Annotated in this window: 13 protein-coding genes; 8 read left to right on the top strand and 5 right to left on the bottom strand. The window is 40.2% G+C overall.

Annotated elements, in window-relative coordinates:
- Positions 1–55: 55 nt before the first annotated feature.
- Positions 56–1,270, top strand: coding sequence for a sensor histidine kinase (locus ACUXV0_RS14695; protein WP_446190320.1), 1,215 nt, complete (start codon positions 56–58; stop codon positions 1,268–1,270).
- Between the two features lie 26 nt (positions 1,271–1,296).
- On the opposite strand, the gene ACUXV0_RS14690 is transcribed toward ACUXV0_RS14695, so the two are convergent.
- On the bottom strand, positions 1,297–1,797 hold the full coding sequence (locus tag ACUXV0_RS14690; protein WP_446190319.1) for a hypothetical protein: 501 nt from the start codon (positions 1,795–1,797) through the stop codon (positions 1,297–1,299).
- Between the two features lie 91 nt (positions 1,798–1,888).
- Between ACUXV0_RS14690 and ACUXV0_RS14685 the strand changes: the two genes are divergently transcribed.
- Positions 1,889–2,941, top strand: a complete 1,053-nt coding sequence (locus tag ACUXV0_RS14685) for a LuxE/PaaK family acyltransferase (RefSeq protein ID WP_446190318.1) — start codon at positions 1,889–1,891, stop codon at positions 2,939–2,941.
- A gap of 36 nt (positions 2,942–2,977) precedes the next feature.
- Positions 2,978–6,832: an AAA domain-containing protein gene (locus ACUXV0_RS14680; protein WP_446190317.1), complete on the top strand. Its 3,855-nt coding sequence runs from the start codon at positions 2,978–2,980 to the stop codon at positions 6,830–6,832.
- Here the strand turns inward: ACUXV0_RS14680 and ACUXV0_RS14675 are convergent.
- Positions 6,786–7,853: a TerC/Alx family metal homeostasis membrane protein gene (locus tag ACUXV0_RS14675; protein WP_446190316.1), complete on the bottom strand. Its 1,068-nt coding sequence runs from the start codon at positions 7,851–7,853 to the stop codon at positions 6,786–6,788. The genes ACUXV0_RS14680 and ACUXV0_RS14675 overlap by 47 nt on opposite strands.
- 117 nt (positions 7,854–7,970) lie before the next feature.
- Here ACUXV0_RS14675 and ACUXV0_RS14670 point away from each other — a divergent pair, with 117 nt between their 5' ends.
- A complete protein-coding gene (locus ACUXV0_RS14670; RefSeq protein WP_446192816.1) occupies positions 7,971–8,711 on the top strand; it encodes a glycosyltransferase family 2 protein in 741 nt (246 codons plus the stop codon).
- Here the strand turns inward: ACUXV0_RS14670 and pnuC are convergent.
- Positions 8,708–9,364 carry a nicotinamide riboside transporter PnuC gene (gene pnuC / locus ACUXV0_RS14665; protein ID WP_446190315.1) on the bottom strand — a complete coding sequence of 219 codons (657 nt, stop codon included), beginning with the start codon at positions 9,362–9,364 and terminating at the stop codon, positions 8,708–8,710. The genes ACUXV0_RS14670 and pnuC overlap by 4 nt on opposite strands.
- Before the next feature lie 103 nt (positions 9,365–9,467).
- Here pnuC and ACUXV0_RS14660 point away from each other — a divergent pair, with 103 nt between their 5' ends.
- The 4 genes from ACUXV0_RS14660 to ACUXV0_RS14645 all read left to right on the top strand — a co-directional run bounded on the left by ACUXV0_RS14660 (position 9,468) and on the right by ACUXV0_RS14645 (position 12,453).
- A complete protein-coding gene (locus tag ACUXV0_RS14660) occupies positions 9,468–10,460 on the top strand; it encodes a cytochrome c (protein WP_446190314.1) in 993 nt (330 codons plus the stop codon).
- Positions 10,461–10,574: 114 nt separating this feature from the next.
- Complete coding sequence (locus ACUXV0_RS14655) at positions 10,575–11,315, top strand: DUF6503 family protein (protein ID WP_446190313.1); 741 nt, start codon at positions 10,575–10,577, stop codon at positions 11,313–11,315.
- A 47-nt stretch (positions 11,316–11,362) separates the two neighbouring features.
- Positions 11,363–11,920, top strand: a complete 558-nt coding sequence (locus ACUXV0_RS14650; protein WP_446190312.1) for a TetR/AcrR family transcriptional regulator — start codon at positions 11,363–11,365, stop codon at positions 11,918–11,920.
- A 17-nt stretch (positions 11,921–11,937) separates the two neighbouring features.
- Complete coding sequence (locus ACUXV0_RS14645) at positions 11,938–12,453, top strand: DinB family protein (RefSeq protein ID WP_446190311.1); 516 nt, start codon at positions 11,938–11,940, stop codon at positions 12,451–12,453.
- On the opposite strand, the gene ACUXV0_RS14640 is transcribed toward ACUXV0_RS14645, so the two are convergent.
- Positions 12,438–13,634: an MFS transporter gene (locus ACUXV0_RS14640; protein WP_446190310.1), complete on the bottom strand. Its 1,197-nt coding sequence runs from the start codon at positions 13,632–13,634 to the stop codon at positions 12,438–12,440. The genes ACUXV0_RS14645 and ACUXV0_RS14640 overlap by 16 nt on opposite strands.
- Before the next feature lie 58 nt (positions 13,635–13,692).
- Positions 13,693–15,159 (bottom strand): IMP dehydrogenase, encoded by a 1,467-nt coding sequence (guaB, locus tag ACUXV0_RS14635; RefSeq protein ID WP_446190309.1) that lies wholly within the window; start codon positions 15,157–15,159, stop codon positions 13,693–13,695.
- Positions 15,160–15,210 lie beyond the last annotated feature (51 nt).

The raw sequence follows: 15,210 nt of genomic DNA, 5'->3' as shown, positions 1-15,210 counted from the left end.
CTATTCCTATGCTTAATACGTTCTTACAGTTCAGAAAGTTGCAAAGACCTTAATTATGGCTTCGAAAAAAATCTTTTCAAATATCTACAGTCAATTTTCAGGAGCGAGAATTATCGTTATAGGTGTTCTTTTGGCTATTGGTGGAGGTGTTCTTTACTATTTCAACCAATTAGGCAAAGCCCTTGAAGAAAGGGAGAAAACCTATGCCACCTTATATGCAGAAAGTGTTCGGTTCTTTATCCAGCAAGGTATTAATAGTCCATGCGATTACACTTTTGTCTCAGATGTTATAGCCGCCAATGAATCTATCCCTACTATTCTGGTAGATGAAACAGGAACAGCTCTTGATTATAAAAACATCAAAGAATTATCGGACAGCACTAAAACCATCACTCCGGAAGGTGAGACCGCCATACTCAAACTGAAGATTGATGAAATGGCTCTAGAGCATGAACCGATTGCCATTAGTTTAGGTGATGATCAGGATTCAGAGAATAATGACACACTCTATCTGTACTACTCCAGTTCATTAACACTTAAAGAGCTTCGATACTTTCCATACATCCTTTTAGCTACCTTTTTAATTTTTGGCTCTCTTGCTTTTATCGCCTACAGCTCTTCTCGCCGGGCTGAGCAAAACCGGGTTTGGGTAGGATTGGCAAAAGAAACGGCCCACCAGCTCGGGACTCCTATTTCCGGCCTTCTCGGTTGGATCGGCGTTTTACGTAGTCAACCAGAATTTGATCAAAATATAGGTGATGAAATGGAAAAGGACGTTCTCCGCTTAGAGACCATCACCACCAGATTCTCCAATATTGGTTCAGTACCTACCATGAAGGAAGCTAACCTCGGACTTTTGGTTAAGGAAACCATCGGCTATCTGGAAAGAAGGATTTCGACCAAGATCGACTGGAGTTTTGAGAATACTGTGCCGGCGGATCATATGACGTTGCTCAACCGCAATCTTTTCGAGTGGGTTATAGAAAACCTTTGTAAAAATGCGGTGGACGCCATGGCAGGCGTTGGTTCTTTAGATATCAAGGTTTTCCCTCAAAACGAAAAAGTCATCATTGACATAACAGACTCTGGCAAAGGAATCAGCAAAAGCAATCAAAGAAAAATCTTTAATCCTGGTTTTTCAACAAAAAAACGTGGTTGGGGCCTGGGCTTAACACTAGCCAAAAGAATTATCGAGACCTACCATAACGGTAAGCTCTCGGTAGAAAAATCAGAAATTGGGAAAGGAACGACCTTTAGGATTGTGATTTAGCGTGTTAAATCTTCTGGGAGGTAATATTAAATATCGTTGACAATAATAGCCTCGGTTTCGGCTACATTGCTGAGATTGCCAGATCTATCTTTGATCTGAACGTCAAACCTTAGAGTATCATTCTTTGGAGAAAATGAATGAAAAAATTCGATAGTATAACTCAATGTTCCCTCAAGCGGGCCGGGTTTCTCATCAAGCTTTAATTGAGGAAAATAGCCTGATAATGGAACTAAAGGATCAAAAGCCTCAAAAGTACCGTTTTTCATTCGGTAAGGCTGAATGATATAATTGAAGTCATCATTTTGCTGTGCAATAGCCTTATCTTCTTCACCGAGGCCAAGATCGCCATCGCCATCCTGAAACTTCACACTGATGACAATGGAGTCCTTATTGGCCCCCAAAAACTTATCGAGCAAGATATCTTTGGTATATCCCTCAAACTCAATAGAAGGTGTAAAAGAGAATTCAGGCTCTTTAAAGCATGAACTCAAAGCCACCGCTGAGGCTAAAAAAAAGACTGTGATCACAAAGTTTCTCAAAGCGTAAATCTATTTTTGTAAGAACGAAAACCAAGTTACTTTGGTTTAGAACGCCCACCTAAATATCGAATTGCCCAGCGTGTATCTTAAAGACGAATTCAAGGCTGCCGTACTTTCTCTCAAACCGAATGACTCTAATTTTGAGCCACTAGCACTTGAAATATTTCGATATCAGGCCGAGCAAAATCCAATTTACAAAGCATTCTTAGAAAACCTTGGCGTTAAGCCTTCAAAAGTCTCTCACCTCGAGAAAATACCTTGTCTACCTATTTCTTTTTTTAAAAGTCATGATATCGTTTCGGGATCTATTGAGATTCAGCACACTTTTGAAAGCAGCGGCACTACCGGCAGTTTAAACTCAAGGCATCATATCGCTGACTTACCTTTTTACGAGTTTTTAAGTCTGAAAAGCTTTGAAAACATTTACGGTCCGGTAACAGACTATCATATTTTAGCCTTACTGCCTAATTACCTTGAAAGAGACAATTCTTCTCTTGTTTACATGGTCAAAGGCTTTATCTATAATTCGTTTTCTACTGATTCAGGATTTTATCTAGACGATCTTCAACAGCTCGTACTAAAACTAAAACATCTACTCAAAAACACATCAAGAAAAGTATTATTGATGGGCGTCACTTTTGCTTTGCTGGACCTGGCCGAAGGAGATTTTGATCTGACCTTTTTAAAAGACTACTCTGAGAGATTAGTGGTGATGGAAACGGGCGGCATGAAAGGCCGCAGAAAGGAAATGCTTCGTGAAGAAGTACACGAATCTTTGCAAAAGAGCTTCTACTTAAACCAAATTCACTCCGAATACGGAATGACCGAATTATTAAGTCAGGCTTATTCCACCGGCAACGGAGCCTTTACAGCTTCGCCATCCATGAAAATCCTTCTAAGAGAAGTAAACGACCCGTACACCTACCTACCTAGCTTCAAGCTTGGTAAAGGCACTTCATCAAGGTCGGGCAAAACCGGAGGTATCAACGTGATTGACCTTGCCAATCTAGACTCTTGCTGCTTTTTAGAAACACAGGATTTAGGCTCGTTTACAGAAGATTACAGTCAATTTAAAGTACTCGGTCGTTTTGATAATTCAGATGTAAGAGGGTGCAATTTGATGGTGATGTAGTAGTTTTACTGAGCTTTCCGTATCATTGTTTAAAGAATGCTCAATCTACTCAAAACATATCAAAACAGGCTGGTCAATCTGACAAGTCGAAACCGCTCTTTGTTTTTACCAAGACTGTATAAAAGGCAGTTTATTGATATTCATGCATTCAACTTTGCAGAGAACAAACCCTCTTCTTTTGTCATTGATAAATTATTGAGTAGCTCAAAGTCTTTCGATTTATGCTCGTATATAGATCCACGAAATGGCACAACCAATGATCTGGCCAGACAATTAAAGCAAATTAAAAAGACTGACCTTACCGTACAGGAAGAACGCGGTGCTGAAGACTTATACGTTGGTTATCCGATGGTCATGGGGAAGTTTATTGACGGTACAGCGTTAAGATGTCCGCTAAGTTTTATTCCTGTTTCATTACTGTTAGAGAACAACAAGTGGAAACTTAGCAAGAAAGAAGATGGCATTTTCTTAAATAGAAGCTTCATTTTGGCCTATAGCCATTTTAATCAGGTGAAGGTAGATGAAGAACTTCTCGAAACCGACCTAGCGGAGTTTGGAGGACCTATTCGACCATTCTTAACCAACCTTTATCAGCTTTTAAAACAAAGTTCTATAGAACTCAACTTTAATTCTGACCTCTTCGATGAAAAGCTGGAAGATTATAAGACCATGGCCAAATCAGATTTTGACGATCTGAAAAATGGCGAATTAAAACTTTACCCTCAGGCGGTATTGGGCATTTACCCTCAAACAGGTTCCTATATCACGGCCGATTACGACTACCTTTTACAATCCAAGAAAATCTATCAAACAGATTCCCTGGAAACCTATTTCTCAAACCTGACGGAAAGCCCGGCAACAATCAAAGAGGAGAATTTGCGACTCCCTCTGGCGGTGGATGCTTCTCAAGAGGCGGCTATCTGTGCAGTAAAATCCGGAAAATCATTGGTGATTCAGGGTCCACCGGGAACAGGAAAGTCTCAGCTGATCAGTAATCTAATGGCAGACTATGCCGCCCACGGCAAAAAAGTCCTTTTAGTCTGTCAAAAGCGGGCGGCTATTGATACGGTAAACCAACGTTTGGCCTCTGTAGGAATGGAAGCTTTCACGGCCCTGGTACATGATTTTAAAGCTGACCGGAAGAACCTTTATTCGAAAATTGCGAAGCAAATAGACAACATACTAGCCTATAAGCATCAAAACCAAAGCCTAAACGCCATCTTTCTTGAAAGAGAATTTGACGCTGCAAGTCGTAAAATCGATAAGCTGGTAGCATCTTTAACCGACTTTAAGACAGCCTTATTTGATCAAAAAGAATACGGCAAACCCGTTAAAGATCTTTATCTGCAAGCCGATAAACAGACTCAAAAAGAGCTCGACCTAAGTGAACATTTCCGCTTTTTTCATTTTGATACACTTTCTGATTTTCTACAAAAGCTCGAAACACTCGAAGCTTATAAAAATCATCTGGAAAGTAGTGGAGAATGTTCTGACTTTTGGAAGAATCGTTTGACCTTCCATCAGTTTGGAATGACAGAGCTAGAGGTCTTGCACAGAAGCTTAAAGAACATTGCTGAGCTAAAAGGTTTGCTTCTCACACTCGGAGCTGACTTTGATCTGGAGGTACAAACAGAATTAGACCTTATTCAAGAATTTCGAGAAGCTTTCACCAGCAAAGGTGATTTTGAAGAGCTGCTGAAATTCAGCAACGATTCTAGCTACCTCAATTCTTTACAAGATTCCTTGAAATCCATTCAAGACTTAGATTTGGAGGCCGAGGATTATGCCATCAATGATCTGGATGAACGTTTAATCTTCCTTAAAGAGGCTAATGAGAAATTTGAAAGTATAACCGGAAGATTATCCTGGAAACTACTTTCTAAAACAAAAAACCAAACAAACGACACCCTAGCCTTTTTCAAGCTTGAAACTGATAAGGAGGGAATAAGAACGGCTTTTCAGAAGCTTGAAGACTTGAAGCAACTTCAACTAATAAACGGCACTTATGACTTTGAAGAGTTCCAAACTAAAGATAAATCAGCTTCTGTTTTTAAACATAGAATTGACCTTCTTTTAAAATGGAATGCACTTTTAGGCAAAGCCAATTTTGCTCAAAGGCACCTTGAAAGCTATGAAAACTTCAAGACCTTTTTAAGTCAATGGGAGAGCCATTTGACATGGATTAAGAACAAAAAAAATGACTGGACCAAAGTCTTGAGTCAATATCAAATTTATACCGTAAGTCCCGAGAATGTCAATGATCTCTCTGTCTTCCTTCATGATCAGTTTGACAATCTGGTAGCCCGAGATCAACTCTACCAAAATCTGACTGCCACAGAGAGGAATTGTTTTCAGCTGACTGAAGCTCGCTATGATGCCAACTTCGCTACACATTTCAAGCGAAATCTCATCCTTCATATGATCGATGATCTGGAGCAAAAATCCCCAATTCTGAGAAGTGTTAGTAGCCTTCAGCTCAGTTTATGGGAGAAAGAACTTCGGGATTTACTGGACAAGAAAAAGAAGTTTAGCCGAGAATACTTACTTGTCAAACTTCGAGAGTTCACCTATAAAAACATCGAGAAAAACAGGCTGGGAAACACCACAACCTACAGGGAATTAAAACACCAAACCACAAAGAAAAGACAGATTTGGCCAGTCAGAAAAACCCTTGAATCATTCAGGGATGAAATCTTTGACCTCATTCCTTGCTGGATGGCTTCACCAGAAACCGTTTCCTGTATCTTTCCTTTGGCAGAGGAGCCTATTTTTGACCTGGTAATTTTTGATGAGGCTTCTCAATGTTTTACAGAGAATGGCCTACCCGCTATGCTTAGAGGTAAACAAGTAGTGATAGCCGGCGACTCCAAACAATTACAACCAAGTGATCTTTATCGCGTTCAACTTCAGGAAGACGAAGACCTTTTTCATGAGATAGAATCATTGCTGGAACTAAGTTCACATTTCTTACCTGAGACAACACTCAAAGGCCATTTCCGAAGTCAATCAATTGACCTTATTGATTTTTCTAACCGCAAGTTTTATGACGGGAAACTCAAACTTCTCCCGGAATATGACGAAATAAATGGAGGAGAGCCTGCTATTGAGTTTTTCAAAGTCAACGGAGTATGGGATAAGAATACCAATGAAGTAGAAGCCGAAAAAGTATTGGAGCTGGTAAAACTGCTGAGAACCACAAACATCGAAAAATCGATCGGTGTTGTTACGTTCAATTTCTTTCAGGCTGAACTCATTTCAGAAAAATTATTGGGTTACCAGAATATTACGGTTAAGAACATCGAGAATATTCAGGGGGATGAATTCGACATCGTTATTTTCTCCATTGGCTATGCTCAAAATGCTGAGGGTAAGCTCAGGTTAAACTTTGGCTCGCTAAGTCAAAAAGGTGGAGAAAACAGGCTTAATGTGGCAATAACCCGAGCCAAAGAAAAAATCTTTATCGTAACTAGTATTTCACCAGAGGAATTAGACGTTTCTCAGGTTACTAACGCAGGGCCAATATTATTGAAAGAATACCTGGAATATGCCCGTGATGTTTCTCAAAAAAAGTTTAGCCCAAGCAAATTTACTGAGACTCCGAAAAGCTGGACCAAACTGCTCAAAGATGATATTATGGAGGAAAATGTCAGCTTCTCAGATAAACTTCCATTTGCAGACTTAATGCAAACCTCAGACGGGCAGATTGAGCAACTTTTACTTACTGACGATGTCAATTTTTACGAAGCCGAGAGCATCAAAGAATCCTTTGCTTACCTTCCTCAAACATTGAAGAATAAAAACTGGACTTATGACAGAGTCTGGAGTAGAAACTGGTGGCAGCAGTCTAAGCTTCCGCCTTCTCTTTTGGAGGAAAAAGAAGAGACAGAATAACACTCACACCAAGTATTCCCACGATCACAAGCAAAGAGTGCTGATTGGTAAACCCGATCTCCTCAAGCCAATGGTGGGCCAACATTTTTACTCCAATAAACGACAATAATACACCTAAACCGTACTGTAGGTAAGCGAACATATTGATGATATTTACCAGGAAGAAGAACATTGACCTCAAGCCCATTATGGCAAACACATTTGAAAAGAAGACGATATAAGGGTCTTTGGTGATTGAAAAGATCGCTGGAATAGAGTCGACCGCAAAAATGACATCTGTGAATGCGATCACTATAATTACCACAAACAGAGGTGTCACAAAAAGCTTATTATCTCGGTATCTGTTTTTGATAAAGAATCTGTCCGACACAAACTTCTCATACACGTTAAAGTATCTGGAAGTCAGCTTAACAGCAGGGTGATTTTTGGTGTCAATTTCTTCCTCCTCATCACCTGAGAAAAGAATTTTAACCCCAGTATACACCAGAAAAGCTCCGAAGATATAGAGAATCCAATCAAACTTCTGAATAAGTGCAGCACCTAGGAAAATAAACACAAAGCGAAGCACTATAGAACCCAAAATACCCCAAACCAATACTTTCTTATAATTGGCTTCTCTTACACCAAATGAGCTGAATATCAGGATAAATACGAATATATTATCAACAGATAGGGAGTACTCTACCAAATACCCCGTTATATATTCCAGAGCCATATTTTTTTGAAGAGCCTTTTGGGCTTCTTCAAAAGATGCCGGCAAACTCAAAGCTGAATAATACTTATCTTTTACCACCTGTAAAGCCTCAGGCGAACTGATATCATGAATCAGATAACCGTAAGTTCTCAAAAAGAAGTAAAAAGCTACTGCCAAAGCTACCCAAACCGCACTCCATAGTGCAGCTTCTTTAAACTTTACGACATGAGATTTGCTTTTTGAAAATGCTCCGAGGTCAAGCATCATTACCAAAATGACAAAAACCGCGAAACCGCCGAAAAACAATACTTCGTTTGAGAATTCCATAAAAAACAGCTGATTGAGTTCTTCTTATGAGGCTGCAAAAATGCACCATATTCTTTGAAAAAATACTACTTTGGCACGAATAATGGATTTCTATCCTCAATTACTGCACTTTCCTATATGTATAATGATCTTAAAGTAGTGGTGGTGATGCCTGCCTACAAAGCAGCCAAAACCATTGAGAAAACTTACCGTGAAATTCCATTGGATTTAGTGGATGAAGTTATTCTTGTAGATGACGCCAGCCCTGATGAAACCACCCAAATGGCCGAAAAGCTTGGTATCACTCATGTAATCACTCACGAGCAAAACAAAGGATATGGTGGAAATCAAAAAACTTGCTATAATAAAGCTCTTGAACTCGGTGCAGATATTATCATCATGGTTCATCCAGATTATCAGTATACTCCGAAACTGATACGAGCCATGACAAGTATCATTGCCGAGGACCTTTATCCTGTGGTTTTCGGCTCTAGAATTTTGGGCAAAGGGGCTTTAAAAGGAGGAATGCCCATCTACAAGTACATCGCCAATAGGCTTTTGACCTTCTCGCAGAACCTCCTCATGAGCCAGAAACTATCTGAATATCATACAGGATACCGTGCATTTTCGGCTGACGTTTTAAAAGCTGTAGACTTTAATAAATGTGACGACGACTTCATTTTTGATAACGAGATCATTGCTCAGATTTTCTCAAAAGGATTTGAAATCGCTGAAGTCACCTGCCCTACCAAATACTTCGAGGAGGCTTCATCGATCAATTTCTCCCGTAGTTCTAAATATGGCTTGGGTGTCTTGAGGGTATCTTTCCGATATTTTTTGGCAAAAACCGGACTCGTTCCCTGGAACTTGATAAGTTAAGATTGAGCTCTAAACCTCTTCGTCCATTCAATAGCACCAAACGCCGCTATGATAACGAATACAAAGTATAATAGAGAGTAAAGTTTGACGTCTTTGACATAATACATGTATGTGGCTATGATATCTACCACAAGCCAGATCCACCAGGCTTCTACTTTTTTTCTGATGAGCATAAATGTAGCTACCACACTCATCACTGTAGTAAATGAATCCATATAAGGAAAAGCAGAAGGAAGACTAAATAACTTTGGAGCTATCTCATGCAAGTTTTTTGAGAAGGTTCCGAGAAGAATTGTTCCCAATACCCCTATTGCTGAAAGCAAAGCAAAATTCTTCACAGACAGTTTGGTGATTTTTAGCTCGTGCTTTTGATTTGCCTCAGACTCTTTCGGGAATTTCCATTGCCAAAAACCAATAATATTGGTCACAAAGAAAAACACCTGTAAAAACATATCAGGATAGAGCTGAATCTGATAGAACATCCAGAAGGCCAGTATCACATTGACCAAGCCGATGATCCAGCTCCACACATTCTCTTTGGCCGAAAGCCAGACTGCTATACCACCAGAAATGGTAGCCACCAGCTCAATAAAACTCATTGGGTAACCCAGAACAGTAAATAGGGTCTGATTGACATCAAAGAGGTTTTGCATAGTCAAAGATGATTAAACTTAAGATACCTCAAAGCCCATAGGATAAAAAAAATAGTCCTTGGCTATAGAATTGGCTAATTTCATTGGACCAAAACTATAGCATATGAAAACATTATTAAAGATTTTAAAGTGGGCTATTCCTGTTTTAATACTGATTGTAATTGCTGGAGTAGCATTTTTGAAGTTGGCTTTGCCAAATGTGGAGGCCCCCAAAGATTTAGAAGTAGAACTCACCCAGGAACGTATTCATAGAGGTCAATACCTGGCTAATCATGTCAATCTATGCATGGATTGTCATTCCAAAAGAGATTTCACCGTATACACAGGCCCGCCAAGCCCTGGTACAGAAGGAGCAGGCGGCGATGTATTTAATCATGATATGGGATTCCCCGGCACATTTTATTCAAGAAATATCACCCCTCATGGCCTTTCAGACTGGTCAGATGGAGAAATATATAGAGCCATAACCTCGGGGGTAGATAAACAGAATGAAGTTATTTTCCCGGTCATGCCCTGGCAATATTATAATAAAATGGCTACCGAAGATGTGTATTCGATTATAGCTTATTTACGATCTCTAAGTCCTGTTGAATCTGTCAATAAGGTATCAAGTACTGACTTCCCGGTAAGTCTGATTAAGAACACCTTTCCGGTAGAAGCTAACCCTACTCCGCTACCTGATAAATCTGACGTAGTGGCATATGGCTCATACATTACCAATGCCGCTGGCTGCATAGAATGTCACTCTAAAAAAGATGCGATGGGGAAAAATATCCCAGGAACAGAGTTTGGCGGAGGAATGGCTTTTAAGCTTCCTGGGCTAGGCACCGTTTACTCCGCGAATATTAGTCCTGACCCTGAAACCGGAATGAAGCATAGTAAAGATGGGTTCATCGCACTATTTAAGATGTATTCAGATAGTACATATACTCCGCATAGTATTGAAAAAGGTTCAATGCAAACTATGATGCCCTGGATGATGTACTCAGGAATGACAGAAGAAGACCTGGGAGCTATTTATGAATACCTGAAAACAGTTACTCCAATTCAGAATGAAGTAGCAGTCAAATTTGAAGCAGAATTGGCTTCAAACTAAAAATCAAAACTTTTAAATCAAATAACCCGTTTGTGAATCTGAGAAACGGGTTATTTTTTTGACCTCACTACCGTGATGTGGTAGTCAAAGCAGATGTAACATTAGACTAAACATATGAACAAGCCATTTTACTTTCTTTTTACACTTCTTTCAATCTTCACTTTACTCTCATGCTCGCCTAAAGCCGAACAATTAGCCGAGGAGGCTATCGAAGCCCATGGCGGAGAAGCATACCAGAAACTCAGCCTAAGCTTTGACTTTAGAGAAATTCATTATGATATCACAAAAGATGATGGTCTTTACAGTTATCAAAGAGTGCAAATGGACACACTTGGCAGAATCATTTCTGACAGACTGACGAACGAAGGATTTATCAGAAGTATTGATGGTGATATTGTCACTCTGCCAGATTGCATGGTCAATAAGTATTCTAATTCAGTGAACTCAGTGGCGTATTTTATGCTCCTCCCAAGTGGTCTTAATGACCCTGCTGTTAACAAAGAATATTTGGGAGCCACCACGATCAAAGGAGAAAACTACGAGGTGTTAAAGGTGAGTTTTGACGAAGAAGGCGGCGGAACAGATCATCAGGATATCTTTATGTTTTGGATCAATTCTAAATCACATTTACTAGACTATCTTGCTTATTCTTACGAAACAGACGGCGGTGGTGTTCGTTTCAGAGAAGCGACCAACAGGCAACAGATCGGCGAAATCACTTTCCAGGATTATAATAACTATGGTTTTGAAGAGGCTTCTTACCCTCTGGAAAATTTGCCTTTGGCTCTGGAAGATGGCAGCCTTCCACTACTCTCTGAAATCAAAAACGAAAATATTCAAATACGCGAAGAATAAATACCAAACGATCGTTTAGGATATCAGTATTTTAGGTATATTCGTTTATGCCTATTGTAAAAACGAATAAAGAGGAAATCATTGAAATAGCTCTACAGGTATTCAGAGAGAATGGTTATTATAATACCTCTATGAGTGATCTGGCCAAAGCCTGTGGACTTCAGAAGGGAAGTTTCTATCATTACTTTGCGAGCAAAGAAAAAATGATGTCTGCTGTACTCTTAAAAGTCAAAAGTGAGCTGGAAGATCACGTATTTTCCAACATTAATCTTTCTACCGAAAATGCCAGAGAGCAACTTCAAAAAATACTTCTGGGGGTGGGAGAAAATTTGTTGCAGAAAAAAGGTGGATGTATAATTGCCAATACCACGTTAGAAACCAATGGTCAGGAAGTTGAATTCAGGAAAACACTCAAGGAAATAATTCTAGCCTGGCAAGAGGCTCTGAAGTCAGTTTTTGTAAGTCAATTTAGTGAAGGCACAAGTTTACGTTTGGCACAGCAGACCATCATGGAGTTTGAAGGTGCGGTCATGTATAGTGAGCTTTTTGAAAATGATCAATACCTTAAAGATGTTTACGTTAGGACTTTGGCAAAGCTTAAGTAATCGTAGTTTTCATATCTATGAATAAAGAAGGACTTATTTCTAAAATTGACCATAGCACGGCTGCCATTCTTGATATAGTTGGTAGAATTCGTGAAGACCAGTTTATGGTTTCTAAGAACGACAAATGGTCTGTTGCCGAAAATATGGCTCACCTAACACTGAGTGCTAAACTCATGAACAAGGCTCTCAAAATGCCTAAAATAGCTCTCCTTTTGCGTTTTGGCCCCAACTTTAAAAAGTACCGTGGGCTGGAGTGGATGAATAAAACTTACAGTGAGGCTACTCTCCCTAAAGTAACTGGTTTTGAGCCCCGAATGCATCCTGATAGCTCAAAAGTGTATGAGATAAAAGACTTTATTGCCAAGCATGATGAATTAAAAGAGAATTCGGCGGATTGGTCAGACTTCTATCTTGATAAAGTCCGCCTTCCGCATCTTGCTTTTAAGTATTTAAGTGTCCGCGAATATCTTCAGTTTATGAGCTTCCACATTGACTATCATAAAAAAGCTATACTTCGTCAGATAGAGGATTGAGACACTTTTTCAGGCTTCTGCCTTTTTCTGTACCATAGTAAGAATACCAAAGCCAATCCGGACATCAGCATGCAGAGTAAGAAAGGGTAACCGATTCTTTCGGGTTTGTTATCATATAAAAACATCGGAAATACTGCACCGCAGCCTATACCTGCTTCTAAAGCGATGTACATGGTGGCCACAGCTCTACCTCGGGTCTCTTCTGTACATAGGTCAATGGTCCAGGCTTGATAAGAAGGAGAAATAACTCCCCAGGCGATCCCGAAAAAGAAACCTCCTAAATAGAAGAAATAGACTGAGGACGTAACCGAGGTTAGCCCTAAAGCCAGCATCATGGTTATGCTTCCAAAAATCAAAACAGAAACTCTGCCCTTACGGTCAGAAATCTTCCCTGCCAATATTCTAGTCAGTAGAGAAGAAAGCGTAAAGATCAGGAAGAAAATACCTTTGTTTTGCAGACCATGAATTTTGCTCAAATCCGGGGTAAGCGTCAGCACAGTACCGTAACCAAATGTACTCAGGAAGACCACTATAACCACCGGCCAAATAGCCGGATGAAAAATATCTGATCGCTTCATTTTTAATAGCCTCAAATTGAAGCCTTGTCGTTTCTCAGGGGCAAGGGTCTCTTTCATGGAGAAGAGAATAGCCACCGATAAAAACGCAAAAACAGATGAGCAGTAAAATAAAGTATTTAAAGAAAACTGATCTGCTATCCAGCTGCCCATAAAGGGCCCGAACGCCATACCCAGACTGGTCACAAAACCGTAAATACCCATTGCCTCTCCCCGTTTTGTAAAAGGCACCACATCGGCAATAAAGGCCGCCGTACCCGTAGGCTTAAAGCCTGTAGAAAACCCATGAACAAAACGTAAAACCAAAAAGAGTGCAATGGTATTAACAATCGGATAAAAAACGCCACAGATTACACATACAAAAGCCCCTACCATCATCACAGGAATTCTCCCCCAGGTATCAGTTAGCTTCCCACTAAATGGTCTTGAAAGGCCAGCGGTGAGCGTAAAAACCCCGATTATTAGACCTTTATAATCCTCACCACCCATACCCGTTAAATAATCGGGCAACTCAGGAATCAACATATTGAAGCTGGAAAAGAACAGGAAAGAGCTAAAGCAGAGGAGAAAATATTGAGTCGTAAAGATTTTAGAGTTTTCTGTCATTGAAATGGTTTATGATTCTAAAAGAAAAAAGCACGATCGCTTGATCGTGCTTTGTAATTTATCTTGAGTAATTCGGTGCCTCTCGCGTGACCTGCACATCGTGAGGGTGGCTCTCGGCCATTCCCGAGGACGTTATTTTCACAAACTTGGCTTTTTGCAGTTCTTCAATGCTTCCGGCTCCGCAATATCCCATACCTGCTCTTAAACCTCCACTGAGCTGGTAAAGCACTTCACCGGCCTTTCCTTTGTAAGCTACTCTACCTACGATTCCTTCAGGAACCAGTTTCTTCACGTCAGCTTCTGCATCCTGGAAGTAACGGTCTTTAGAGCCATCTTCCATGGCTTCTACAGAGCCCATACCACGGTATGTTTTGAACTTTCTACCTTCAAAGAGAACCATCTCGCCAGGAGCTTCATCAGTACCTGCCAATAAAGATCCAATCATCACTGAACTGGCTCCTCCAGCTAAAGCTTTCACTACATCACCTGAGAAACGGATACCTCCATCTGCAATAATAGGCACACCAGAACCTTCTATGGCCTTTGCAGACTCATAAACGGCAGTTAATTGCGGCATACCAATACCAGCAATAATTCTAGTGGTACAGATACTACCAGGTCCTACTCCAACCTTTATGGCATCTGCTCCTGCATCTGCTAAAGCTTTGGCAGCTTCGCCGGTTGCAATATTACCACACACAACATCAAGGTTACTAAATCGCTTCTTAATGCGTGCTAAAGTTTCTATTACTCCTTTAGAGTGGCCATGAGCTGTGTCAATACTTACTACATCTACTCCCGCTTTAGCCAAGGCCTCTACCCTGTCTTCTATATCAGCAGTTACACCTACAGCCGCTCCACAGATCAGTCTACCATGTTGATCTTTCGCAGCATTAGGTCTATCTTTCTTTTTAAGAATATCCTTGTAAGTAATTAGGCCAACCAATTTGTGGTCTTTATCCACTATCGGTAGCTTCTCAATTTTGTATTCTCTAAGGATATTTTCAGCTTCATCAAGTCCGATTCCAAGGTTAGCAGTTACCACATTCTCTTTGGTCATCACCTCCTCTATCGGCTTCTGGAAATCATTCTGGAAACGTAGGTCACGATTGGTAACTATACCGTAAAGCTTATTATCATCTGTTACCACAGGTATACCACCCACTTTAAATTCTCTCATGATGCGGAGGGCATCACCTACCAGAGCGTTTTGTGGCAGCGTAATGGGATCTATGATCATCCCACTTTCAGATCGTTTTACCTTTCTTACTTGCTCGGCTTGCTCGGTAATACTCATATTCTTATGAATAATACCAATACCTCCTTCCTGAGCAACTGCTATAGCCATCTCGTATTCCGTAACGGTATCCATCGCAGCAGATACCAGCGGAATGTTCAAATGTATATTTCTTGAAAAACGAGTTACAGTACTACAATCTCTCGGTAAAACCTCCGAATAAGCGGGTACAAGAAGAACGTCGTCGTAGGTAAGTGCTTCGTAAAGAAGCTTTGAAGAGTCAAGCATATGCAAATAATTTATGATCTATTATTTGCCACGCAAAGCTACGGAGAATAA

Source organism: Jiulongibacter sp. NS-SX5 (assembly GCF_052828545.1).
This window is presented reverse-complemented; position numbering and strand designations above follow the sequence as displayed.